General features: G+C 57.5%; 20 protein-coding genes. 10 read left to right on the top strand and 10 right to left on the bottom strand.

Annotated elements, in window-relative coordinates; translation table 11 throughout:
* Window positions 1-148: 148 nt before the first annotated feature.
* The 5 genes from BLP93_RS11885 to BLP93_RS11865 all read right to left on the bottom strand — a co-directional run bounded on the left by BLP93_RS11885 (window position 149) and on the right by BLP93_RS11865 (window position 2,790).
* The gene (locus BLP93_RS11885; RefSeq protein ID WP_092121859.1) at window positions 149-472 is read right to left on the bottom strand and encodes a ferredoxin-thioredoxin reductase catalytic domain-containing protein; all 324 of its coding nucleotides are present in this window, start codon (window positions 470-472) and stop codon (window positions 149-151) included.
* The gene (locus tag BLP93_RS11880) at window positions 469-753 is read right to left on the bottom strand and encodes a glutaredoxin family protein (protein ID WP_092121856.1); all 285 of its coding nucleotides are present in this window, start codon (window positions 751-753) and stop codon (window positions 469-471) included. The genes BLP93_RS11885 and BLP93_RS11880 overlap by 4 nt, the downstream gene beginning before the upstream one ends.
* A gap of 11 nt (window positions 754-764) precedes the next feature.
* Window positions 765-1,514, bottom strand: coding sequence for a 2,3-diphosphoglycerate-dependent phosphoglycerate mutase (gene gpmA, locus BLP93_RS11875; protein WP_092121853.1), 750 nt, complete (start codon window positions 1,512-1,514; stop codon window positions 765-767).
* Between the two features lie 96 nt (window positions 1,515-1,610).
* The gene (locus BLP93_RS11870) at window positions 1,611-1,808 is read right to left on the bottom strand and encodes a hypothetical protein (protein WP_092121850.1); all 198 of its coding nucleotides are present in this window, start codon (window positions 1,806-1,808) and stop codon (window positions 1,611-1,613) included.
* Window positions 1,798-2,790 carry a D-2-hydroxyacid dehydrogenase gene (locus BLP93_RS11865; RefSeq protein ID WP_092121847.1) on the bottom strand — a complete coding sequence of 331 codons (993 nt, stop codon included), beginning with the start codon at window positions 2,788-2,790 and terminating at the stop codon, window positions 1,798-1,800. Before BLP93_RS11865 ends, BLP93_RS11870 begins: the two co-directional genes overlap by 11 nt.
* 690 nt (window positions 2,791-3,480) lie before the next feature.
* Here BLP93_RS11865 and BLP93_RS11860 point away from each other — a divergent pair.
* Window positions 3,481-4,830: a UDP-glucose dehydrogenase family protein gene (locus BLP93_RS11860; protein ID WP_092121844.1), complete on the top strand. Its 1,350-nt coding sequence runs from the start codon at window positions 3,481-3,483 to the stop codon at window positions 4,828-4,830.
* Window positions 4,831-5,020: 190 nt separating this feature from the next.
* Here BLP93_RS11860 and BLP93_RS11855 read toward each other — a convergent pair whose 3' ends face one another.
* The gene (locus BLP93_RS11855) at window positions 5,021-5,257 is read right to left on the bottom strand and encodes a hypothetical protein (RefSeq protein WP_092121841.1); all 237 of its coding nucleotides are present in this window, start codon (window positions 5,255-5,257) and stop codon (window positions 5,021-5,023) included.
* Between the two features lie 403 nt (window positions 5,258-5,660).
* On the opposite strand from BLP93_RS11855, the gene mfd reads away from it, so the two are divergent.
* The 8 genes from mfd (at window position 5,661) to rpsT (ending at window position 16,861) form a co-directional block, all read left to right on the top strand.
* Window positions 5,661-9,146 (top strand): transcription-repair coupling factor, encoded by a 3,486-nt coding sequence (mfd, locus tag BLP93_RS11850; protein WP_092121838.1) that lies wholly within the window; start codon window positions 5,661-5,663, stop codon window positions 9,144-9,146.
* A gap of 5 nt (window positions 9,147-9,151) precedes the next feature.
* A complete protein-coding gene (locus BLP93_RS11845) occupies window positions 9,152-10,093 on the top strand; it encodes a SurA N-terminal domain-containing protein (protein WP_092121835.1) in 942 nt (313 codons plus the stop codon).
* A 146-nt stretch (window positions 10,094-10,239) separates the two neighbouring features.
* Window positions 10,240-11,154: a SurA N-terminal domain-containing protein gene (locus BLP93_RS11840; protein WP_161946309.1), complete on the top strand. Its 915-nt coding sequence runs from the start codon at window positions 10,240-10,242 to the stop codon at window positions 11,152-11,154.
* Window positions 11,155-11,464: 310 nt separating this feature from the next.
* Window positions 11,465-12,514: a helix-turn-helix domain-containing protein gene (locus tag BLP93_RS11835; RefSeq protein ID WP_092121829.1), complete on the top strand. Its 1,050-nt coding sequence runs from the start codon at window positions 11,465-11,467 to the stop codon at window positions 12,512-12,514.
* 94 nt (window positions 12,515-12,608) lie between these two features.
* Window positions 12,609-13,367, top strand: a complete 759-nt coding sequence (recO, locus tag BLP93_RS11830) for a DNA repair protein RecO (protein WP_279615061.1) — start codon at window positions 12,609-12,611, stop codon at window positions 13,365-13,367.
* Window positions 13,368-13,493: 126 nt separating this feature from the next.
* Window positions 13,494-14,372 (top strand): glycine--tRNA ligase subunit alpha, encoded by an 879-nt coding sequence (gene glyQ / locus BLP93_RS11825; protein WP_092121822.1) that lies wholly within the window; start codon window positions 13,494-13,496, stop codon window positions 14,370-14,372.
* Window positions 14,369-16,471 carry a glycine--tRNA ligase subunit beta gene (gene glyS / locus BLP93_RS11820; protein ID WP_092121819.1) on the top strand — a complete coding sequence of 701 codons (2,103 nt, stop codon included), beginning with the start codon at window positions 14,369-14,371 and terminating at the stop codon, window positions 16,469-16,471. The genes glyQ and glyS overlap by 4 nt, the downstream gene beginning before the upstream one ends.
* A gap of 123 nt (window positions 16,472-16,594) precedes the next feature.
* Window positions 16,595-16,861, top strand: coding sequence for a 30S ribosomal protein S20 (rpsT, locus tag BLP93_RS11815; RefSeq protein WP_092121817.1), 267 nt, complete (start codon window positions 16,595-16,597; stop codon window positions 16,859-16,861).
* 207 nt (window positions 16,862-17,068) lie between these two features.
* On the opposite strand, the gene hemW is transcribed toward rpsT, so the two are convergent.
* The 4 genes from hemW to BLP93_RS11795 all read right to left on the bottom strand — a co-directional run bounded on the left by hemW (window position 17,069) and on the right by BLP93_RS11795 (window position 21,533).
* Complete coding sequence (gene hemW / locus BLP93_RS11810; RefSeq protein ID WP_092121814.1) at window positions 17,069-18,241, bottom strand: radical SAM family heme chaperone HemW; 1,173 nt, start codon at window positions 18,239-18,241, stop codon at window positions 17,069-17,071.
* 15 nt (window positions 18,242-18,256) lie between these two features.
* Window positions 18,257-18,877, bottom strand: a complete 621-nt coding sequence (locus BLP93_RS11805; protein WP_244148734.1) for an epoxyqueuosine reductase QueH — start codon at window positions 18,875-18,877, stop codon at window positions 18,257-18,259.
* A 12-nt stretch (window positions 18,878-18,889) separates the two neighbouring features.
* Window positions 18,890-20,359 carry an Rne/Rng family ribonuclease gene (locus tag BLP93_RS11800; protein WP_092121811.1) on the bottom strand — a complete coding sequence of 490 codons (1,470 nt, stop codon included), beginning with the start codon at window positions 20,357-20,359 and terminating at the stop codon, window positions 18,890-18,892.
* A 142-nt stretch (window positions 20,360-20,501) separates the two neighbouring features.
* A complete protein-coding gene (locus tag BLP93_RS11795) occupies window positions 20,502-21,533 on the bottom strand; it encodes a radical SAM protein (RefSeq protein ID WP_244148733.1) in 1,032 nt (343 codons plus the stop codon).
* A 301-nt stretch (window positions 21,534-21,834) separates the two neighbouring features.
* Between BLP93_RS11795 and BLP93_RS11790 the strand changes: the two genes are divergently transcribed.
* A complete protein-coding gene (locus BLP93_RS11790) occupies window positions 21,835-22,668 on the top strand; it encodes a tRNA (adenine-N1)-methyltransferase (RefSeq protein WP_092121805.1) in 834 nt (277 codons plus the stop codon).
* Window positions 22,669-22,762 lie beyond the last annotated feature (94 nt).

Below are 22,762 nucleotides of genomic sequence, written 5' to 3'. Positions count from 1 at the left end.
TTAAGGCGCAGAGGACGCCAAGGAAATATTTTGGAAAGCAGGGAAAGAGCTGCTTTCCAAAAGGATGCCTCACCCCTGCCGGGGTGATGTCTCTTCTTGGCGTCCACTGCGCCTCAAGCGGCCAACGGAAGCGGGCGGTTCAAATTTGCTAAAATCGGGGTTCCCGCCGTTCCGGCACGTACTCGTGGGGAATCTTGTCCTCGTTCCATTCCTCTGAAACGTAAAGGCCGCAGTAGCAGCTGCCGTATTCCTTGACGTCCGGCACCCGGTAGACGCAAGGGCAGAGGATGTCCTTGTCCTGTTCCTTTTCTCCGGCGGGCAGGCGGCAGGGGCAGGCCATGTAGCCGTAGCGGTCCTTGTTGGTCAGCAGGGACTGCATCAGCTCCATGACCATTTCCTGGTCCTTGTTGAAGAAATAGCCTTTGGGCTCCTGGATCTTGCGCAGCGTGGCGTGGAGTTCTTCCGGGGTCATGATTCGGACGGCTCCTTGCCTTCGGAGGGTTCTTTGCCCAGGGCTTTTTCGATTTCTTCCTTCTTGAAGCCGACGATGACCGTGTCCCCTATGAGAATGGTCGGAAAGCTCTGGGCCGGGTTGTATTGTTTCATTTCGGCCAGCGTGTCCGTACGTTCCTGACCGGTCATCCAGTCCACATGCTTGCAATCGTATTTTACGCCGCACTGGTCCAGAAATTCCTTGGCTCGTTTGCAATGGATGCAGGTGCTCAGGGCATAGACGCGAATTGGATCGGACATGGGCAATCTCCTTATGCTTTTGTTTTGGCCTGATCGGCCACGGCCTGGATGGAGGCGTTCACCGCATTCTGGTCGCCCAGATAGTAGCTGCGCAGGGGGCGCAGGTCCTGATCGAGTTCATAGATCAGCGGGATGCCGGTGGGGATGTTCAGGTTGCTGATTTCTTGCTCCGAGATATTGTCCAAGAACTTGACCAGCCCACGCAAACTATTGCCGTGGGCGCAGACGAGAATCCTGCGGCCGGTCCTGATTTCCGGGGCCAGATTCGCATGCCAGTAGGGCAGGACCCGGTCAATGGTCAGCTTCAGGCTTTCGGTGGCCGGAAGGTCCTCGGTGGGAGTTTCGCCGTATCGTCGATCGTAGCGCGGATGACGCGGATCGTCGAGTTCCAGGGCCGGCGGGGTGACTTCGAAGCTGCGCCGCCACTCAAAGACCTGCGCTTCGCCGTACTTGGCGGTCATCTCAGCCTTGTTCAATCCTTGCAGCGCGCCGTAGTGACGTTCGTTCAACCGCCAAGTTTTGTGCACCGGAAGCCAGAGCAGGTCCAGCGCATCCTGGACGATCCACAGGGTTCGCACGGCACGTTTTAAAACGGACGTGAAGCAGACGTCGAAGGTAAAACCTTCCTCTTGAAAGAGGCGGGCCGCGGTTTCGGCTTCCTGACGGCCGAGCTCGGTCAGATCGACATCGGTCCAGCCGGTAAACCTGTTTTCATGGTTCCAGGTGCTCTGGCCGTGGCGCAGCAAGGCGAGTCTATACATGGCATCCTCTCGGAAAGCGCACGCTGTGGCTGATTCGATTTCAGTTACAACGAGAATTTAAAATTATTATCAAAACCGCTCGCTCCCGTTGGTCGCTCAAGGTGCAAAGGTCGCCAAGGGAACATTTTTTGAAAGCAGGGACAAGCTGCTTTCAAAAAGGTGCCTCTCCCTGACGGGAGACAAGATATCGCAATAGGCATGAAGCCTTTTGGCTTCCGAATTTTTCCAGTGGAAGCCAAAAAATCTCTTCTTGGCGTCCTGCGCCTTAAGCGATGCGGGCGGTTCATTTTTCATAAGTGGTTCCGGAAAAATCATTGACCATGTTCACAACATTGGTGGGCCGGCCGGCCAGGAAGGCCTTGATGTTTTCCGCAACGGCTCCCAGAAGGCGTTTTCGGGAATCCAGACTGGCCCAGGCGATATGCGGCGTGATGATGCAGTTTTTGGCCTTGAGCAGGGGATTGTCTTTCCGGATCGGCTCCTCGGCAACAACATCCAGGGCGGCTCCGGCCAGCATGCCGGTGTTCAGCGCTTCGGCCAGATCCGGCTCGTTGACCAGGGCTCCCCGGGCGGTGTTGATGAAGAAGGCGGACTTTTTCATCAAGGCCAAAAGGTTCTTGTCCACAAAGCCGGCATTGTCCGGCTTCAGCGGGCAATGCAGGCTGACCACGTCCGCCTCGGCGAAAACCTCTTCCAGGCTTTTCCAGGCAAAGGGTTTGTAGGACGGGGTATCCCTGATTCGCGGCGTGTAGACGATGATGTCCATGCCCAGGGCATGGGCCAATTCGGCCACTCGGCGTCCGGTCTTGCCGAATCCGATGATGCCCATTTTCAATCCGGAAAGCTCGATCTGCGGCGTCTTCCAGAAGCAGAAGTCCTCGGCCCGGGACCATTCCCCGGATTTGACCGCCTGATCGTGCAGGGCGATCTGGTGACAATGTTCCAGAATCAGGGCCAGCACGAACTGGGCTACGGACTTGGCCCCGTAACTGGGAACGTTGGATACAGGAATGCCACGTTCCGAGGCGGCTTCCAGATCGACGACGTCATACCCCGTGGCCATGACGGCAATGAAGCGCAGCTTGTCGAGCTGGGCCAGAATATCCCTGGTCAACGGGGTCTTGTTGGTCAAAACGATCTCGGCGGAACCTGCCCGGTGGCGGACGTCGGCAGGCGAGGTACGGTCATGTACCGTCAGTTCGCCAAGAGCCTCCAGGGGCGTCCATGGATTATCGCCGGGGTTGACGGTCTTTCCGTCCAGCACGACTATTTGCATAGGCTTAGGTCTCCAGTGAAATATGCTCCGGTTTCGTAACTACTCAGCTGAGGCCCTGCTTGCCTTGATTTTGCGGCCTCGCAGACTCCTTCGCCGGCTTCGTAACATCAAACCATTGCGTGAATAAACAACATTTGGAGCTTCAAGTGCTTGGCAATGGTTCGATGAACGAATCCTGGCAGTCAAACATGCGAGACCGCAAAATCAAGGCAAGCCGGACCAACCCTGTGTACTTCAAAATATGCTGAATAGTTACCCGGTTTAAAAGAAAGAGAACAGGTTCGCTTCCTTCCCCGGCTCCGGATTGTTTCATTCAAACATGCCTTCCTGGCTACCATCGACCTTGGTGCTTATCAAGTATGGTTGCGCTGTATTTTGATCAATCAATTTATGCATGCTCATTACGAGGGTAAGCTGATTCCCGGCTCATCATTTTGAGGAATTGATCTCCTGGGTTTATTCATGTGAAAATCCAGGTTTGCGTCACACGCGGGGGTTGTGTCCGAAGTTGGGGAGGGGTAAGAAGACACGCATCAGCAGGCTGATGGAGCCTTGAGCGGAGCGGGCGGTTTACCATCCAAGAGCAAGTTCCTGCCGGTTTAACCGTTTTTAAAATGCCTGCTGCAATGAGTGGATTTCAGCATCTTGTCGCGGATCGTGGCGTGAACCTTTCAAGGAGAGAGTGGTATCATGAATTTGTGCATTGTAGGGACAGGATATGTGGGCTTGGTGACCGCGGCCTGTTTTGCTGAAATGGGCAACAACGTCGTCTGTGTGGATGTCAATCAAGAGATCGTCGAGGCCTTGAACCGGGGCAGCATTCACATTTTCGAGCCGGGTCTGGAGGAAATCGTGCAGCGCAACGCGGAGCAGGGGCGGCTGCGATTCACCACGGATCTGAACGAGGGGCTGGAGTCGTCCCTTTTCGTGATGATCTGCGTCGGGACTCCATCCAAGCCTGACGGAAGCTGCGATTTATGTTACGTGCACCAGGTGGCTCGGGATGTTGGCAAAAACATGACGGATTACAAAGTCGTGGTGAACAAGTCCACGGTTCCGGTGGGCACGGCGGACAAGGTCCGGGCATTGATCCTGGAAGAGCAGGAGGCCCGGGGCGTAAACATCGAGTTCGACGTGGTTTCCAATCCGGAATTCCTGAAAGAGGGCGACGCGATCAACGATTTCATGAAGCCGGACCGGGTGGTGGTTGGCACCGACAACGTGCGCGTGGCCGAACTGCTCAAGGCGTTGTACGCGCCCTTTGCCCGCAGCCGGGACAAAATGATCGTCATGGGCGTGCGCAGTTCGGAGATGACCAAGTATGCCGCCAACTGCATGCTGGCCACGAAGATTTCCTTCATCAACGAAATCGCCAACATCTGCGAACGGGTGGGCGCGGATGTGAACGACGTGCGCCAGGGCATCGGTTCGGATCAGCGCATCGGTCGCCATTTCATCTATCCCGGCCTCGGGTACGGCGGCTCCTGCTTTCCGAAGGATGTCCGCGCCCTGATCGACACGGCAGTGTCCAACGGGTACGAGCCCAGCGTGCTGAAGGCCGTGGACGGCTTGAACATGCGCCAGAAGCGCCTGCTGGTGGACAAGATCACGGCCTATTTCGCGGATCGCGGCGGTATTGAGGGCAAGACCCTCGCTCTGTGGGGAATCGCATTCAAGCCGAACACCGACGACATCCGAGAGGCTCCGGCCCTGGAACTCATCGCCGAGTTGACCGCCGCGGGAATGCGGGTCCAGGCATTTGATCCGGCTGCCGGAGACAAGGCCAAGGAAGCCTTGACCGAAAACTCGCTGGTCAGCATTCATCCGGCGCAGTATGATGTGCTGGAGGGGGCGGATGTCCTGGCCGTGGCTACGGAATGGAATCAGTTCCGGAACCCGGATTTTGGACGGATCAAGAAAACCCTGAAGCAACCCGTCATCTTCGATGGCCGCAATCTGTATGGAGCCGAGTTCCTGCGCAGATACGAACTGGAGTATCACTGCATCGGCCGCGTAGCCAATGCCTCGCAGGTCGGTTGAAGTTGAAAGCAGGCGTGCACCAAAACCTGATCAAACAGATCTTCCGTGTCTTTTAGCGGTATTATGGCAAGACGTGCCGCACTTGCACCGGGGAAAAATATTGAAAAACCCTTCGCGCAAACTCTCAAGGAATTTGCGCGAAGGGTTTTTGAAGGTTATGACTCTCGTTGATGCGAAGAGTATCGATGAATCAGCGCACAGCGTTTACGCGCTGGGGTTGTTCTCGCTGGCAAAAGCGCAGCTGCAGCTCCTGAAGAATCAACCGCTCGCAGTTTCCCATGGTCTGGGTAATCTGGATCTCGTTTTCCTGGAGAAAGCCGTCCAGGTATTGACTCTCTTCCCAAAAATCCAACAATTCATCGTCCCCAAGAATCTTCACATGTTCATCCATGGAAATCGGTGCGGAGTGTTCGAAGTGATAGGCCATTCGTCAGATATCCTCCGTTTGGTCGGCTGGTTCAGTTCTTTGGGTCAGCTGTTCGGGTTGTTTTCGGGAAAGGTCGCTGCTCGTAACGCTGAGCTGGCGTGCCTTGATCGGGTTAGCCGTCATCCAGCCACGGCCGTGCGTACAAGGGACGTTTGCTGAACATGAGGCGGGAACAAGGCGAACCCGCCGGTCATGAACCGCATGTGTCGAGCAGGGATGAAAACAGGATGAGTGCCCGGGGTGAAATGTTTCAACCACGTTTCAAGGGCACTTCATGCGCTTCCGAGCCTGTTTTAATGATCTGCAGGATTTTTGCAACTTATTTCGGCGCATGGCTGACTTCTAATGGAGCCAAATGGTGCGGCAGTCTCTTCGCATCTTTATCGTGTAAGGAAATTTTTTCGTGTATTTGACCAAAGATATTCAAGATTTTTTGCGAGGTCGCCAGGAGGCCCTGTACGTCCATAAAAGCGGTCCGGCGACCCAGGCTTACCTGGCCGAGGCCTTGCTGAACCGGGGGATCAACGTGGTGCTTGTCTTGCCGGATTCCAGGCATATGCCGGACATGCAGGCCCTGGTGCGCTTGTTCTCACGGGACGAGGAGGAATTGTTCTGGAAGCGGCGCTGGTTTTCGTTGCCGGCCTATCCGCCGGAAGATCCCTTGCAAGCCGACGCGGAAGCCTGGAGCCAGCGGTGGTTGGCCCTGTTCGCTCTCCATAATGCGTCCCGACCGTTTGGCCTGATAACCGGCGTGGAAAACTTCTTGCCAAAATGGCCTCCCAGGGATGTTGTTGAAAATTCCTTTCTGCACCTGAGCCAGGGGGAGGAACTTTCTCCGGACGTCATCCTGGAGCAGCTCGTGACCTGGGGCTATCGCCGGTCGTCCATGGTTGCGGATGTCGGTGAAATGGCCCGACGCGGAGACATTCTGGATGTATTTCCTCCGGGGTACGACGCGCCGCTGCGGATGGAATTTTTCGGGGAAAACCTGGAAAGCATGCGCCTGTTCGAACCGCTTCGGCAGCGTTCCATTCGCGACATCCCCGATGCAATCATCCTGCCGGTCGCTCCGGCTTTGCTGGCGGACCAGATCCGGGACAAGGCCCATGCCTGCTGGCAGCGTCTCGACGCCACCGGGGAAGTGACCAGTCGCGGTCATGCCGGGTTGCAACAGGCTCTGGAGCGGGGCGACGGATTTTTGGCGCCGGGAATCTACTATGACAAATATTCGACGCTGAATCAGTGGGTGCCCGAGAATACGGTTTTTTTACTGTGCGGATCATCCCAGCTGCGGCCGCGGCTGGAGGAAGGGGAATGGGCCTGGCAGACCCATCTCGAAGACGTGGCTCGGCAGAACAATTGCGAGGCGGACAGTCGCTGGCTGCGGTCCAGCCTGATCCAACCGGCTTCCTCGGCCAGGCTGGCCTGGCACAACCGGCGGCAGATCATCTTTGAGGATCTGCTGATCGGCGTGGATAAACAAGGTGTCGACCTCCCGGAAAAAAATCACGCCTCATTCCAGGACCTGTTCTGGAGACCCGACGCCCGCCAGCGGCCCTGGAGCACCCTGATGCAGTCCCTGCGCACATGGCGGGAGGAGCGGCCCCAGGTGCTCATCTCCTTTCATTCCGACCATTCCCGAGCCCGTTTCGGCAAGCGGCTGGATGAGGAAGGTATTGCCTTCAACCAGGAATTCTCCACGGACGGCAAAGAGATCTCGCTGATACGCTCTCCGTTGCGGACCGGCATGGACCTGGAGTGGAACGGCATGTTGATCCTGGCCGAGGACGTGTTGCAGCCGGATGAGAAAAAAGGTCCGGCCAGGCAGTTGCGCAAGAAGGGATTCGCCGGGCTGGATTCCTTTGACGAGTTGACCACGGGCGATCTGTTGGTGCACCGGGATTACGGCCTGGGACGGTTCGGCGGGCTGCACCGGGTGCGGATTGGCGACGCGGCCAATGACTACCTGCTGGTGGAGTATGCTGGGGAAGACAAGCTGTACCTGCCAGTGGACCGCTTGAACCTCGTGCAGCGCTATAAAGGTCCGGAAGGAAATTCTCCGGTTCTGGACCGGCTGGGCGGCGGGCAGTGGACCAAGACCAAGGAGCGGGCGCGCAAGGCCATTGAAAAGATTGCCCAGGACCTCGTGGAAATCTATGCCTACCGGCGCATTGCCAAGGGCTATGCCTACAGCCCCATGAACGAGATGTACCGGGACTTTGAAGCTTCCTTCGGGTTCGAGGAAACGCCGGACCAGTCCAGGGCCATTGACGACGTGTTCACGGACATGGATCTGCCCCAGCCCATGGATCGCCTGGTTTGCGGGGATGTGGGCTTCGGCAAGACCGAAGTGGCCATGCGGTCCGCATTCCGTGCGGTCATGGACGGCAAGCAGGTGGCCCTGCTCTGCCCGACCACGGTCCTGGCGGAACAGCACTACCAGAATTTCCGGATGCGCATGGAACACTTTCCCGTGCAGGTGGCCATGCTCAGCCGTTTTGTGCCCAAGCCCCGCCAGAAACAGGTTCTGGAAGCCGCGGCCCGCGGCCGGGTGGACATCCTGATTGGGACGCATCGCCTGATTTCCGACGACGTGAACCTGCCGAACCTGGGCTTGTTGATCCTGGACGAGGAACAGCGATTCGGGGTTAAGCACAAGGAGAAATTGAAAAAACTGCGCAAGAACGTCGATGTTTTGACGCTCACGGCCACGCCCATCCCCCGGACCTTGCAGCTTTCCCTATCCGGGATCCGCTCCCTGAGCGTCATTGAAACTCCACCTGTGGACCGCAAGCCGGTGCAGACTTACCTGCTGGAGCGTAACGCGGACATGCTCCGGCAGGCCCTGGCGCAGGAACTGGAGCGGGGCGGACAGGTCTTCTGGGTGCACAACCGGGTGCAGGGCCTGGATCAGGTTGAAGAGTACGTCCGTTCCCTGGCTCCGGAAGCCAGGATCGGACGGGCCCACGGTCAGATGACCCCTACTGCGCTTGAGAAATGCATGCATCAGTTCTGGCACGGTGAACTGGATATCCTGGTCTGCACGGCGATCATCGAGTCCGGCCTTGATTTTCCCAGGGCGAATACGCTGATTGTGGATCAGGCCCAGATGTTCGGTCTGGGCCAGCTCTATCAGTTGCGGGGCCGGGTGGGACGCAGCGAGCGCCAGGCCTACGCCTATTTCGTGGTCAACAAGCTGGATGCGTTGCCGGAATCCACCCGCAAGCGTTTGCAGGTCATTCTGGACATGGACTATCTGGGTGCCGGTTTCTTCGTGGCCATGGAAGACCTGCGGCTGCGCGGCGCTGGTAATATTCTCGGGGAATCCCAGTCCGGAACCATATCCAAGGTCGGCCTGGAACTGTTCCTGGAAATGTTGGAGAACGAAGTCAGCCGTCTCAAGGGCGAGGCGCCTCGGGACGACCGGCAAACGGAAATGAATGTTTCGTTTCCGGCCCATATTCCCGAGAATTACATTCCTGAATCCCGGGATCGGCTGCACTTCTACAAGGCCTTGTCCTCTGCGGCCACGGATGAAGCGGCGCAGGAAGTGGAAAGCGAAATCAGGGACCGGTTCGGTAATTTTCCCGAGGAGTTGGAGACGTTTGTGGAAGTGGTCAAGCTGAAGCGGCTTTTGTCGGCGCTCAAAGCGGCAAGGGCGGATCTGACGCCGGGCAGAGTGGTCGTAGCCTGGTCCGACTCCGCGGATCAGAATGTTCTTCAGTCCATCGTGCCCTGGGTGATGCAACGCCAGGACCGCGTTCGATTCCTGCCCCCGAATCGAGTGGAGTTGCGCTTTGCCGACAAGGCGGCTAATTGTACCCATTTGCGTCAAGCTGTTGTCGAATTTTCCCATCTGGCGATGTCACCGCACTCTTTGCCTTCATGAGTTTCATGCGCATCACCCCATTTTCAATCCCTTTTCTTCTTGCCCTGGCCGTTGTATTGGCCGGATCAGGGTGTTCTTCCCCTATGGTGGAAGACGGGGTCGTAGCTCGAATCAACGGGCAGCCGGTTTATCTGGCGCAGCTTGAAGCCGTCCATGATTTGAAATATCTCGCAAGGACCACGCAGCATTCCTCCTCTCTGGGTCGTTTACGCCAGGAGTATGGGGCGGTGCTGTCGGAAATCGTGGTGCAGTATCTTGTGGCTCAGTTTTTGGAAGAACGCGGCCTGGCCGTCAGCGAGAATGAACTGGGCGCCTCGGAGGCGCAAGTACGGGCCGATTACCCCGAAGGGGCCTTCGAGCAGACACTGGTGGAGGAGTATGTTCATCTGGACAGATGGCGTGAGCAGCTCAAAGCCACTCTGAGTCAGGAGAAACTACTGCAAAAGGTCCTGCGGCCATCCATTTCCATCGATTATCAGGAAGTCGACTCCTATTACAGAAACAATATTGGAGACTTCTATCTTCACCCCAGGGTCGAGTTTCTCTTTATCCATGGCCGGGATCGGGATCTCGTGGAAAGGGTTTTGGAAATGTCCGCGAGTGAACCTGATCCTGTCATTCTGGGGAAACGATTCGACAGGGTCGGCGTGTACACTTATAACCTGCGCGAAGACAATCTTTCCACGGACTGGCAGGCTCTGCTCGTCGAACTGGAGCCGAAGCAGGCCACGAGCATTCTGATGCGGGAACCTGAGGGGCATTATGCCCTGGTGCTTCTGGAGAGAACCCAGGGGCGGATCATTGATCCCGCGCAGGCCTACCCTTTGGTGGAGCGGATACTGGTGGAACGAAAAATGGAACAGGCTTTCGACGCGTGGCTTGCTGATGCCCTCGCATCCGCAAATATCGTAATCAACCAGCAGCTTCTTGAAGAAACTGCCGGATAGGGCTTTTTTACCACGGAGTCAGGTGGTTGGATTGAGCGGCATTAAGCGGCACGTTCTGCAGGACACTGCCTGGCGAAGAGCTGTTAAAATCTCTAAAACTTTCATGGGATCATATGCGACATTTTTCAATATGCAGATTGGCTTTGATGACGATTATCGGATTTGTTTTCTGCGTCTCTCCGGTTCTGGCCGGGAATGTGGTGGACAGGATCGTGGCGGTGGTCAATGGTGAGGTCATTACGCTTTTTGAACTGAATCAGCGATTTCGTCCGGTGGTGGAGCAGTTTCAGGGACGCGAACTTCAGGACGAGGAAAGACGTGCTTTGCTGGACGGCAAGCGGCAGTTGCTGGACAGGATGGTCGAGGAAGTGCTGATGCGGCAGGAAGCGGAGCGTCTGGAGATGCAGGTCACGGACCTGGAGGTGCAGACCCAGATCCGTCAGATTCGCGAACAGTTGGGGGCGAGCGAAAGCCAGTTCCTGGAATATCTGACCCTCCAGGGATTGACCAAGGACCAGTATGAACGTCGATTGCGCGAGGAAATGCTCCGGCATCGTCTGCTGGGTTTCATGATTCGGCGCAAGGTGGTTGTCACCTCGGACGAGATTCGCGCCTACTACGAAAACAACAAGGATGACTTTGCCCAGCAGCGGCAGGTCCGTCTGGGCCTGATTCTGTTTGCTTCCCACGCCGAGGCTGAAGAGGTGCAGGCAAGACTCAATGCCGGTACGATCACGTTTTCCGATGCGGCACGGGAATATTCCCGAGGGCCGGGAGCGGAACAGGGCGGCGACATGGGCCTGCTGGCATGGCGTGATCTGGCGGCGGACTGGCGCAGTGCCCTGCAACCGCTCCGGAAAGGCGAGATCTCTTCCATCATACGCATTCAAGATCGCGCAGCCATCCTCAAGCTGATGGATGAAGAGCCTGGAGAGATAAAGCCTCTGGCCGCTGTCGAGGATCAGATTCGGGAGATCCTGATGGAACCGCGGCTGGAAGAACGTTATGAAAATTACATGGCGGGACTGCGAAATCGAGCCTTGATTGACATTCGCCTCTAGGAGTAAGGCGCTTCTGCGGGGTGTTGTTGCATCACGGAACCCATATTGGTTCCTCGCGGACTGCGCTTTGCATTGAGCGGTTTATCCCCGGATATCTTTGTCGTCAAATATGTATTTGCAAGGCAAACCGGGTTTCAGGTGGTAAAGTATTACTTCGGCATCATTCGAACCAACCATTCCAACACGACATCGCGCCAAGACCCATTGATACTGCATTTGGTCGTGCCTTTCGGACGACCCCGAGCTGTCGGCGTCCTGAAGGGCCTTGCGCGACCAGAATACAGGTTGTCGTGGTTTTTGGGAGACAAATATGAATTTGAAAGAATTGGGTAAAATGTTGAAAGACGAGCGGCTGCGCCAGGGTCTGGAAATTTCCGAGGTCATGGAAAGAACCAAGATCAGTCGCATGAATCTGGAGGCCATTGAAGAGGGCAATGAAAATGCTCTGCCTCATCCCGTGTACGCCAAGGGATTCGTGAAGAATTACGCCAAATTCCTGGGAATGGACGCGGACAAGATGGGAAACGCCCTGGCCCGAATATATATTGCCGAGGATGATTTGGACTACGATGATCTGGCCTTGGCCGATACCGAGAAACTGCCGCCGGTCAATCATGGATTGCCGCGGGTCGTCAGTTATCTGATTGTCCTGCTCTTGCTGGTTTTTATCGGTGCCGGAGCAGCCTGGTTTTTTCAGGACAATCTGCGGTCGGTATTCCAGAGCGAGGCTCCGGACACACCGCCGGCTTTCGCGCCTTCCGAAGAACAATTTCCCAGCGAAGGCCCGATGTCCGATATGGACAGCCGGGATGATGCCTTCAGTCCCGAAGCGGGTTTTGAACCTGCTCCCCTGGCTTCTCCGTTTCCATCCCTGACCGAAGAAACCGGCCGAGAAGCCCTGGAAGACGAAACCCTGCCCGAGCTGCACTCCGAGGTAGCCAACGGTCTCGAGAATTCGTCCCCCATGCCGGAGGGGAATCCGTCACCCGCGGTCCAGGCCGAGGCGCCGCAGAGCGCTCCAGCCGCACCTCGTGAACCGGAACCGGTGCAAAGTCCGGAGCCGGAGCAAAGCGCGGAACCGGCGAGTCCGGCCGCTCCGCAACAGGCCGTCATGGCCCCTGCCGGGGTTGAAAAGACCCTGGAGATCAGGGCTCATGAAAACTGCTGGCTTTCAGCGCAGGCTGACGCCAACCGTCCCCGAGAGGCATTTTTGCGGCCCGGCGAACGATTCGTGATTGCCTTTGCAAACAACCTGGAATTACGACTTGGCAACGCCGGCGGCGTCTCCCTGTACCTTGACGGAAAGCCTTGGCCCTTGTCCGCGCGGTCCGGCGAGGTGATGGTGGTGCGATTTCCCTGACGGACTTGAGGAAAAAGATGACGGGTGACAGGTTTTGCGGTTCGGTCACCCGTCACTGGCCGTCAAGAATCAAGCGAGTTGAATAGGGCTTCGCGTGCAGCAGGAGTGGACCGGCGAAGGTTTGATATTCAAGGTAGGGCGGTTTCGGGAGATCGATTGCTGGGTGCGTTTCTTCTCGCCGACATTCGGCTTGACCACGGCCATGGCCTTCGGCGGTTCTCGAAGCCGTCGCCGTTTTTGCGGTTGCCTCGATGCCTTGAACAGCGTGCTGTTCAAGGTTCGCTTTTTCCCGGCCAAGGGATGCTGTACCCTGGAAGAAGCGACGTTGCTGCGCATGTTCCCCCGTCTGCGTCAGGATGCCGCCCGGACCGGCCTGGCCGCGAATTGTTTGAGTTTCTTGCAGGCTCTGCGCATCACGCCGGAAGAGGCTCCGGTTGTGTACGCACTTCTGATGGAGACCCTGGAGGTCCTGGATCAGGCCGAGAATGTTTCGCCGGTATTTTTGCAACTGTTTCGAGCCAGGATCTGCTTTGATCACGGTTATGCGCCGGAGCTGGAAACTTGCGCCGTGTGCGGCCGCGAACAGCCGGAGCAAACAGGAAAGCGGTTGACCCTGGCCCTGGACAAAGGGCGAATTTGCTGCGCACGATGTGTCCCCGGAGCGGGTCGTAATCTGGAAATCGGCCCGGAAACCCAGGTCATTTTGGGAAGTCTTTCCACCAGCCGACCCGGCCAGTGGGTCCTGATTCCCATGTCTGCGGCCACGCGGGGTGAAATTTTTCAGGTTGTGGACGGCTATGTACGGCACCATCTCGGCCTGCGCTGGAGCCACGGGCGTTTTGTCGCGGCATAGGGACGATAGGTGATGCCTACCGCTTTCGAGCAACCGTCCGGACATGCGGCATGCGATGGGTTGCCCGGGTCCGGTCCAGCCGCTTCTCCTTCGGATATATCCTCAACACTTTAGCCAGGAATCGTCATGTACTTTCAAGACATTATTTTCACGCTGCAGACGTATTGGGGGCAGCGGGGGTGCGTCATTCAACAGCCTTACGATGTGGAAGTGGGGGCGGGAACCTTCAATCCGGCCACCTTCCTGCGGGTGATCGGGCCGGAGCCGTGGAACGTGGCGTATGTGGAACCGTCCCGCAGGCCCACGGACGGCCGGTACGGCGAAAACCCGAACCGTCTGCAGCACTACTACCAGTTCCAGGTGATCATGAAACCCTCTCCGGACAATATTCAGGAGATGTACCTGGAGAGCTTGGGCGCACTGGGCATCCGCGCGGACGAACATGACATCCGTTTCGTGGAGGACGACTGGGAATCGCCGACCCTGGGCGCCTGGGGGCTGGGCTGGGAAGTCTGGTTGAACGGGATGGAAGTCACGCAGTTCACCTATTTTCAGCAGGTCGGCGGCATTGACCTGAAACCCGTCAGTGTGGAGATCACCTATGGCCTGGAGCGACTGGCCATGTACCTCCAGGAAAAGGAATCGGTCTACGATCTGCAATGGAACCGCGCCGTCACCTACGGGCAGGTCCATCATCAGGGTGAAGTGGAGCATTCCCGGTACAACTTTGAACTCAGTGATGCCGCCATGCTCTCGCAACTTTTCGACATGTACGAGGCGGAAAGCACGCGCCTGGGCGAAGCCGGACAGCCCTGGCCGGCTTATGACTACTGCCTGAAATGCTCGCATACGTTCAACATGCTGGATGCCCGCGGGGCCATTTCCATCACCGAACGCACCGGATACATCACTCGCGTCCGCAAGCTGGCCTCCCGGGTCGCCCGGTTGTATGCGGCCCAGCGTGAAGAACTGGGCTTTCCAATGCTTTCCGGGGGTGCATCATGAACAGTTCAGCGTTTGTATTGGAGATCGGCACCGAGGAAATCCCATCCAGATTCCTGCTTTCCCTGGAAAAGCAATTGGCCGTAAATCTGGCTCAGGCTCTGGAAGCGGCGCGGATTGCCGCGCCAGAAATCCAAACCGCATCCACGCCTCGCCGAATGACCGTGTTCTGCGAGGCCATGAGCCGGAAGCAGGACGTGGTCGAAGAATTGTTCATCGGGCCGCCCTGGAAGGCCGCCTTTGACGCCGAAGGCCGGCCTCAGAAGCCCGGTTTGGGCTTTGCCGCCGGACACGGCGCGGATGTCTCCGAATTGTTCGCCCATGAAACGCCCAAGGGGGCGTATGCCGCGCTGCGCAAGCAGGTCGGCGGCGGCGCCGCGGTGGACATTCTGCCCGGGATTCTTTCAGAGCTCGTTTCCGGGCTGGCTTTTCCCAAGAAAATGCGCTGGGCAAACGGCGACGCCACCTTCGGCCGCCCGATTCGCTGGATATTATGCCTGCTCGGTCCGGATACAGTGGACGTTCGCTTTGCCGGCGTCTCTTCGGACAGGATAACCCACGGTCACCGCGTTCTCGGTCCCGGGCCGTGGAACGTGCCGGATGCCGGTGAGTATTTTCAGGTTCTGACGGAGCAGGGCCATGTGGTTCTGCAAAGCCTTGCCAGGCGGGAGACTATTGTCTCCCAGGCCGACGGCTTGGCTGGCGCCCGGCAGGCCCGGATCGTCTGGAAGCAGGGGCTGCTGGACGAGGTGGTCCAGTTGGTGGAGCACCCGGTGGCGGTTCTGGGAGGATTCGATCCCTCCTATCTGGAGTTGCCGCGGGAAGTTTTGCTGACCAGCATGGAGCAGCACCAGAAAAGTTTCGGAGTGGAGGATTCGGCAGGCCGGTTGCTGCCGAACTTCCTGACGGTGATCAATCTGCGGCCCAAGGACGAACAGTTGGTTCGCAAGGGCTGGGAACGCGTGCTCAAGGCCCGGCTGGAGGACGCCCGCTTCTTTTTTCACGCGGATTGCAAAGCCTCGAGCGAGAAATGGCTGGCCATGCTGGAGAACGTGGTTTTCCTGGCACCCCTGGGCAGCATGGGGGACAAGTGCCGTCGGCTGGAACAACTGACCCGGATGCTGGCCGAGAAAGTGCTTCCTGAATACGCGGAACAGGCCGCCCGGGCCGGCTTATTGGCCAAAATGGACCTGGTGTCCGAGATGGTCAAGGAGTTTGCCGAGCTGCAGGGAACCATGGGCGGCATCTATGCCCGGCGGCAGGGGGAATCCGAAGCCGTGGCCCAGGCCATTGCCGAACAGTATCTGCCCGCCGGTCCGGACAGTCCCACGCCTGGGAGTCGTCTGGGCGCACTCCTGGCCCTGGCGGACAAGGCCGATACCCTGGTCGGATGTTTCGGCCTGAACATGACGCCTAGCGGGGCCAACGATCCCTACGCTTTGCGCCGGGCCGCCCTGGGCATCAGCCGGATCGTCATGGAGCACGGACTGCGCCTGGACCTCGAAACGCTTCTAGCCAATGCCCAACAAGCCTACGGCCACATTGCCTGGAAGGTACCCGCGGAAGAGAGCCTGGCCAAGCTGCTGGATTTTTTCGGACAGCGTCTGAAAGCCTATTTTCACGGCCAGGGCTATCCGACCCGGATCGTGGATGCCGCTGTGGGCGCCGGTTTCGCCGACATCTGGGCCTTGAGGGCCAGGATCGAGGCCCTGGAGCAGTTCAGCCGGGAAGAGGAGTTTGTCGCCTCGGTGCAGACCTTCAAACGGGCCGCGAACATCATCCGCAAGCAGGCCATGGAAACGGAAGACGGCAAGATGCTGACCGGCCAGTGGCAAGACGAACTGTTGTCCGAACCCCAGGAAAAAGCATTGGCCCAGGCATGGCAGGCCATCGCTCCGCGCTGGGAAGACCTGTGGGCCGGGGACGGCTATCCGGAGTTGCTGGGGCTGCTGCTGGAAATCAAGCCCCTTGTGGACGGCTTGTTCGATCACGTCATGGTCATGTGTCCAGAGCGGGATCTGCGGATCAACCGGCTGAATCTGCTCAAATCCCTGGTGGACAGGTTCGACAAGCTGGCCGATTTTCCGGCCCTGCAGGTTTGAGCGATTTGAATATTTCAGAAATACGGTATTGACATTTTCAAGGCCCTTTGGGTAGAGATTGATGTTTCAACGCATGGGAACCAATTGACATAGCACATATTCAAATTTGAGGGAGTAACGAAATTGGCCAATCATCCATCGGCAATCAAGCGGCATCGCCAGAGCCTGAAGGCTCAAGCTCGGAACAAGGCAATCAAGACCAGAATCAAGAACGCCGTGAAGGCTGTACGGCAGGCAGTTGAACAAAACGACCAGGAACAGGCTCGGGCCGGATTGATTCAGGCCACGGCCGTTCTGGACAAGGCCGCCGGCAAGAAAGTCATTCACTGGGGTAATGCGGCCCGCAAGGTTTCCCGCCTCACTGCCGCGGTGAACAATATGCAGGCCTAACGTTCTTCACGCTACAATTTTTTAAAGCCCGTCACAGCGCATGCCGTGACGGGCTTTTGTCGTCTTAAATCCGGGAATGGTTCAGAAGCCGCTGACTCTTGCGGAACTGAAACGCCCGCTTCGCTCAGGACTCAAAGTTCGCCAAGAAGAGATTTTGTCTAACGATGATTTCGGTTCCTTTCGAAATGGAGTGGCAATGTGTTCGGCTCAGGTGTCGGCGGATGAGACATCGGAGGTTGCGTCGATGAACCGTTCCAGGATCGAATTGCTGACCAGCATGCCGGATTTGGTAAAACGTACGAATCCGGAGTGGACGCGGATGAGTTCGTTCTGGCGCAGAACCTGGATCAATCGGCGGTGCTGCTGGAGAAAATCCCTGCCGCTGATCGTGCTGTAATCCTTGAGATTCAGTCCCCTGGTCGTGCGCAGGGACAACATGACCAGTTCCTTGATCCGATCCGTTCGAGTGAGAATCACCGCGTTGGTGCCGATACGTTCAGCGCGAACCAGCCCGGCGTATTCATCAAGATCCTTCGGGTTTTCCCAGCGCCGGTCGCCCAGCGTGGAAACCGCGCCGGCGCCCAGCCCCAGGTAGCTTTCCGATTTCCAGTATCCCTCGTTGTGGCGGCAGGTAAACCCCATTCGACTGTAGTTGGATATTTCGTATTGCAGATAGCCCTTTGATTCCAACAATTCCGTTCCCTGCAGAAACATTTTTGCCTGCTCCGTTTCCGTGGGCAGAACGATATTTCCCGAGCTTTCAGCCTGGGCCAGAGGGGTATCGTGCTCCAGCGTCAGGCCGTAGCAGGAGAGATGTTCGGGCTGGAGCTTGAGGACGGTTTCCAGCTCGCGCAGCCATTCCAGGGCCCGTTGTCCGGGCAGCCCCCAGATCAGGTCTAGGCTGATGTTGCCGAATCCGGCGCAGCGGGCCAGATCCACGGCTTTAAGGCCCTGGGCGGACTGGTGGCGTCTGCCGAGCAGATCAAGCTTTCTGTTATCCAGGCTTTGCAGCCCAAGGCTGAGACGATTCACGCCCAGTCCAAGCAGGCCGCGCAGATAATCCAGATCCGCCGCGGAATCGGGATTGGCTTCCAGGCTCCACTCCAGCTCCGGAGTCCAGTGAAATGCGCCGCGCAGGGCATCCGCAATGCGTTGCAGTTGGTCCAGGGAAAGCAGGCTGGGGGTGCCGCCGCCGAAATAAATCGATGTGACGGACCGTTTGGTTGGGGTGAGTTGCAAACGTCGATCCCAGAGAGCGATCTCCCGGACAAGCAGATCGACATATGCGTCCATGGCAGACGCATCAACCCCGGGAAGAGAATAGAAGGAACAGTAGCCGCATTTGCTGCGGCAAAAAGGAATGTGGATATAGAGCCGCATCAGCCGAAAGTCGGTTCAGGATGTATCCGAAGATGTTGCTGATTGTACGGCAAGGCGACGGAGCACGTTGCGGCGTCGATCCATTTCGCTGTACAGGCAGCCGCAGTAGAGCTGGCGGTAGAGGCCCCATTCCTTGGACAGGTCGATGCCCTCCTGCCAGCCCTGGCGGAAATCCCGGCCAAGGAAACGGATGCCGGTGCGGTCCTGCAGCTCCCGGCCCACGGCCAGGATGGCTTCCCTGTTCTGGTATTTGCTGTAAAGCAGAGTGGTGCTGACGCAGGAGTAGCCGTGCTCCCGGGCGAACAGGAAGGTCCGTTCAAGGCGCAGGCGGTAGCAGTGCGGGCAGCGGTCGTCCTCGCGGTTGGCCACGGCCCGAAAAAAAAGACGGGGGTCATATTCGTCGTCAAGGCAGATGATCGGCAAATTCAATCGGTTTGCCGTCTCCTGCAATGTCTCGCGGCGTTTCAGGTATTCGCTCACGCCATGAATGTTCGGATTGTAGAACAGTCCGTCCGGATCCATGCCTTCGCAACGCAACTCGCGCACCGGAATCAATGCGCAGGGCCCGCAACAGACGTGCAGCAGAAGCTTTCCCAGCGGCCTGTCCTGGTTACCGCATTCAAATGTCACGGACATGCCGGAACACCCTTACTGTCCCGGGCATTTTTCGCTGTAGACGAGAATTGCATTCTGGAAACGCTCTTCCAGATCCTTGATCATGATCCGCTTGTTGTTCAGCAGATACAGCGCCAGTTCGGCGTCAGTGCGGTATTCCAGAGGATCCGGGCAGTTCTTGGCGCGCAGTTTCCGGTAGATGTCCTTCAAAGCCTGCAGGGCCCGCCATTCCATGTTCCGGCGCAATCCCCAGCCCTTGCAGTGTGGGCAAGGTTCGGTGCTGACGGACAGGGCCGATGAACCCAGGCGCTGGCGCACCATTTCCAGGAGGCCGAACTTGGAGAGACGGCCCACATCCACCCGTGCCCTGTCCACCTTGAGCGCGGCCTTAAGTTCCTTTTCCACTTCCCGGCGGTGCTTGGGGTCGCGCATTTCAATGAAGTCGATGACGATCTGTCCGCCCACGTCCCGCATCCGGAGCTGTTGACCGATCTCCTGGGCCGCTTCCATGTTCGTCTTGAAAACCATTTCATTGAAATTGGTGCCGCCGATTTTGCCGGAATTCACGTCCACGGCCATCAGGGCCTCGGTCTGGTCAAAGACCAGGCGCCCGCCGCTGGGCAATGCGACATCGCGGCCGAACAGCTGCTCCAGCTGTTTTTCCAAATTGAAGCGTTCCCACAGCGAGCGGTCCGTGTCCGCGTGCAGCTTGACCATGCTCTGACGGCGGGGGAAAGTCAGGGAAACGAATTCCTTGACCAGCTCGGCGGTTTCAGGATGGTCGATCCAGATTTCGGAAACGTCCGTGGTCAGGTAGTCGCGAACCGCCCGGAAAGCCAGTTCCTTTTCCTGGTAAATGAGCACGGGGGCCTGCTCGGTCATGCCTTTCTTGCGCACGTCCTTCCAAAGCCGCTTCAGAAACTGCAGGTCCTTGAGCAGATTGGTCTTGCTCTGGCCCTCGCTGTTGGTCCGGGCAATCAGGCCAATGCCTTCGCCCAGATCCTGTTCGCGAAGAATATCCTTGAGCCGAGAGCGTTCTTCATCATCCTCGATCTTGCGGGATACTCCGAGCTGGTCCTGGCCGGGGGTGAGCACGAGAAACCGACCGGCCAGGGAAAGGTACGTGGTCAAAAAGCCGCCCTTGTTCACCGTGGGCTCCTTGACCACCTGGACCAGCAGTTCCTGACCCGGTTTGAGCACTTTCTGAAGCGGCGGATACTTGCGGCCGTTTTCCGGCTTGTGTTCCGTTTGGTAGTACTCCGGATGAACCTCATCGATCTGCAGGAACCCGTTGCGATCCTCGCCATAGTTGATGAAGGCTGCCTGCAGGGCCGTGTCGATGTTGTTGATGGTGCCTTTGTAGATGTTGCCCTTGGTCTTGGCCTGGTGCAGCATCTCGATGAAGTAATCGGTGATTTTGGCGTCCTCGGCCAGGATCAGCTCAACCTGTTCACCCGGCAGGACGCTGATGAACATTTTCTTACGTTTTTTGGGAGTCGGCATTGTCGTTCCTTGATCAAAAAGTGTGGCATTTTCAGCTAGTTAACCACTAGATCGTGATCATTTTTGTCATGCGATCAGTAATTGCTGAAGAGTTGCCGGAAATATAGTCTTCCGATGTGGACTCGGAAGTATGTTGCAAAATTTACGGTGCAACCTGATAAAAATCCTCTCCCAGCTCATGGGCGTGCCGGATAAGGCCTTGGGCGAACAGGTCGGCGAAAAGAGTTTCGGTCCGTGCGCCGTCCAGTCCTAGGGCGGCGCGGACCTGATCCACCGTCTGCGGGCGCCGGCGAAGGGAGTTGAGGATCAAGTCACGGGCTGCGTCGTCGGACAATGGTTCGCTGGTTTTATGCAGCAGATCAGCCTGATGTCCGTCCACGGGACCGGAGGCAAGATCCATCCCGGCGTTCCTTTCGGAATTGACCTGTCCGACCTGGCTGAGGGCGCTCATGGGGCCGGCGGTGCACAGTGCGGAACGCCATTCGGAAAGCGTCCGATCGCTGATCGCTTCAGCCAGCGGCGAGGCCCCCGGTCTGGTCATGGTGACCACATCCACCCGGTCAGGTGCGAGCCGGGGAATAAACTCCCGGAGCAGGGCCAAGTTTTTTTCTGAATCGTTGACGCCCCTGGTCAGGAGAATTTCAAGAAATATTTGTCTGGAATACTCCTTCCGGAAATCCAGCAACCCGGTCACCATGCTGTTCAGGTCAACGTCCTTGCAGGGCTTGTTTATCCTTATAAACTCACTTTGTACAAGGGTGTCCATGGAGGGGAGAACCACCTGGGCGCCGGCCAATTCCCGGCGCACGGCAGGATCGGGAAGCAGGGTGGAGTTGGTCAGCACGGCCACGGGGATGTCCGGAAAGATGTCCCGGCAGCCGGCTATGATCTGCGCCAGCTCGGAATTCAGGCACGGTTCGCCCAGGCCGCCAAGGGTGATGTATTCAGGCCTGGGAAGCTGCTGCGATTTCCATGCGCGGAGTTCGTCCAGGATGGTTCGGGTCGGCATGTAGGGCCGCCGTTGCAAGGTATGGATACGCGTCGGGCCGACTTCGCAGTAGATGCAGTCCAGGGAACAAATGCGTCGGCCCAGAAGATCCACGCCCAGCGACAGTCCGAGTCGACCGGAACGGACCGGTCCGTATAATGTTTTAAAATGGGTAGCGGGTTTCAATTCTGTTCTCTTGATTTGCTTTGAATTTAAAGTCAGACACATGATTCTGCCATTTTGTTCTCAATCCCTACCCGCTATCTGAATCGAAATCGAAATCGAAATCGTGATCGAAATCGAATGTGGATTTCAATGAAGATATTTTTATCACGAGGTAATGCACAGTATCTTCCGATTTCGAATACGATTTCGATCGCGACTTGGATTTTGATGAGAACAGGTTGGCCCTGGTCGGGTAGGCGGCTGACCTTGACAGGACAAGGATCAGCACATACCAGCTCAAATCTTTCATTCAGGAGGCATCATGCTCAATCCAGGTGATCTGGTAATGCTGGTCTGTCCGCAAGGCAAGCGTTATATTCGAAAAATTCGCGAAGGCGAAACAATGCAGACCCACTTCGGGATCCTGCCGCACGAGACGTTGCTCCAGGCCGGGTACGGCGAAGAAGTGCTGACCCATCTCGGCCATCCGTTTCGGCTGCTCAAGCCGAGTCTGTACGATCTGGTGAAGATGCTCAAACGTCGGACCCAGATCATCTACCCCAAGGAGATCGGCTACATCCTGCTCAAGCTGGGCATCGCGCCCGGCTGCCGGGTGATCGAGGCCGGCAGCGGATCGGGCTCGCTGACCACGGCCCTGGCCTGGTACGTCGGCGACCACGGGCGGGTCTACACCTACGAACAGCGGGAGGAATTCTTCCGATTGTGCGGGGAGAATCTCGGATGGTCCGGCCTTGGGGAACGGGTTGAACAGTTCAACCGAAATATCGCCGAAGGCTTTGAGCAGACCAATGTGGACGCCCTGTTTCTGGACGTGCGCACGCCGTGGGACTTTCTCGATCAGGCCGTCGCGGCGATCATGCCCGGGGCGCCGCTGGGCTTTTTATTGCCCACCACCAATCAGGTCAGCTCCCTGCTCACCGCGCTGGAACAGGGGCCCTTCGAGGATGTCGAGGTCTTGGAAATCCTGTTGCGCCGCTACAAGCCTGTTGCAGAGCGACTGCGTCCGGATGATCGGATGGTCGCCCACACCGGTTTTCTCGTTTTCGCCAGACATGAAGGGCGCAAGGCGAAGGTGCGGAAAGAGGAAGCGGGCGTCATGGAGACGGAGTCCACGGATCCAGCTGACATCAGTTGAACATTTTGAAGCCGTGTTGCGATTTTTCGCGCAACCAGCTAGAAAACACGTTGCTTTTGTCGCACCTCATTTGTCGGTCCTGAACCCTTTCCTT

It is taken from the genome of Desulfonatronum thiosulfatophilum (genome assembly GCF_900104215.1).
In the GTDB taxonomy this organism is placed as follows: Bacteria; Desulfobacterota; Desulfovibrionia; order Desulfovibrionales; family Desulfonatronaceae; genus Desulfonatronum; species Desulfonatronum thiosulfatophilum.
This window is presented reverse-complemented; position numbering and strand designations above follow the sequence as displayed.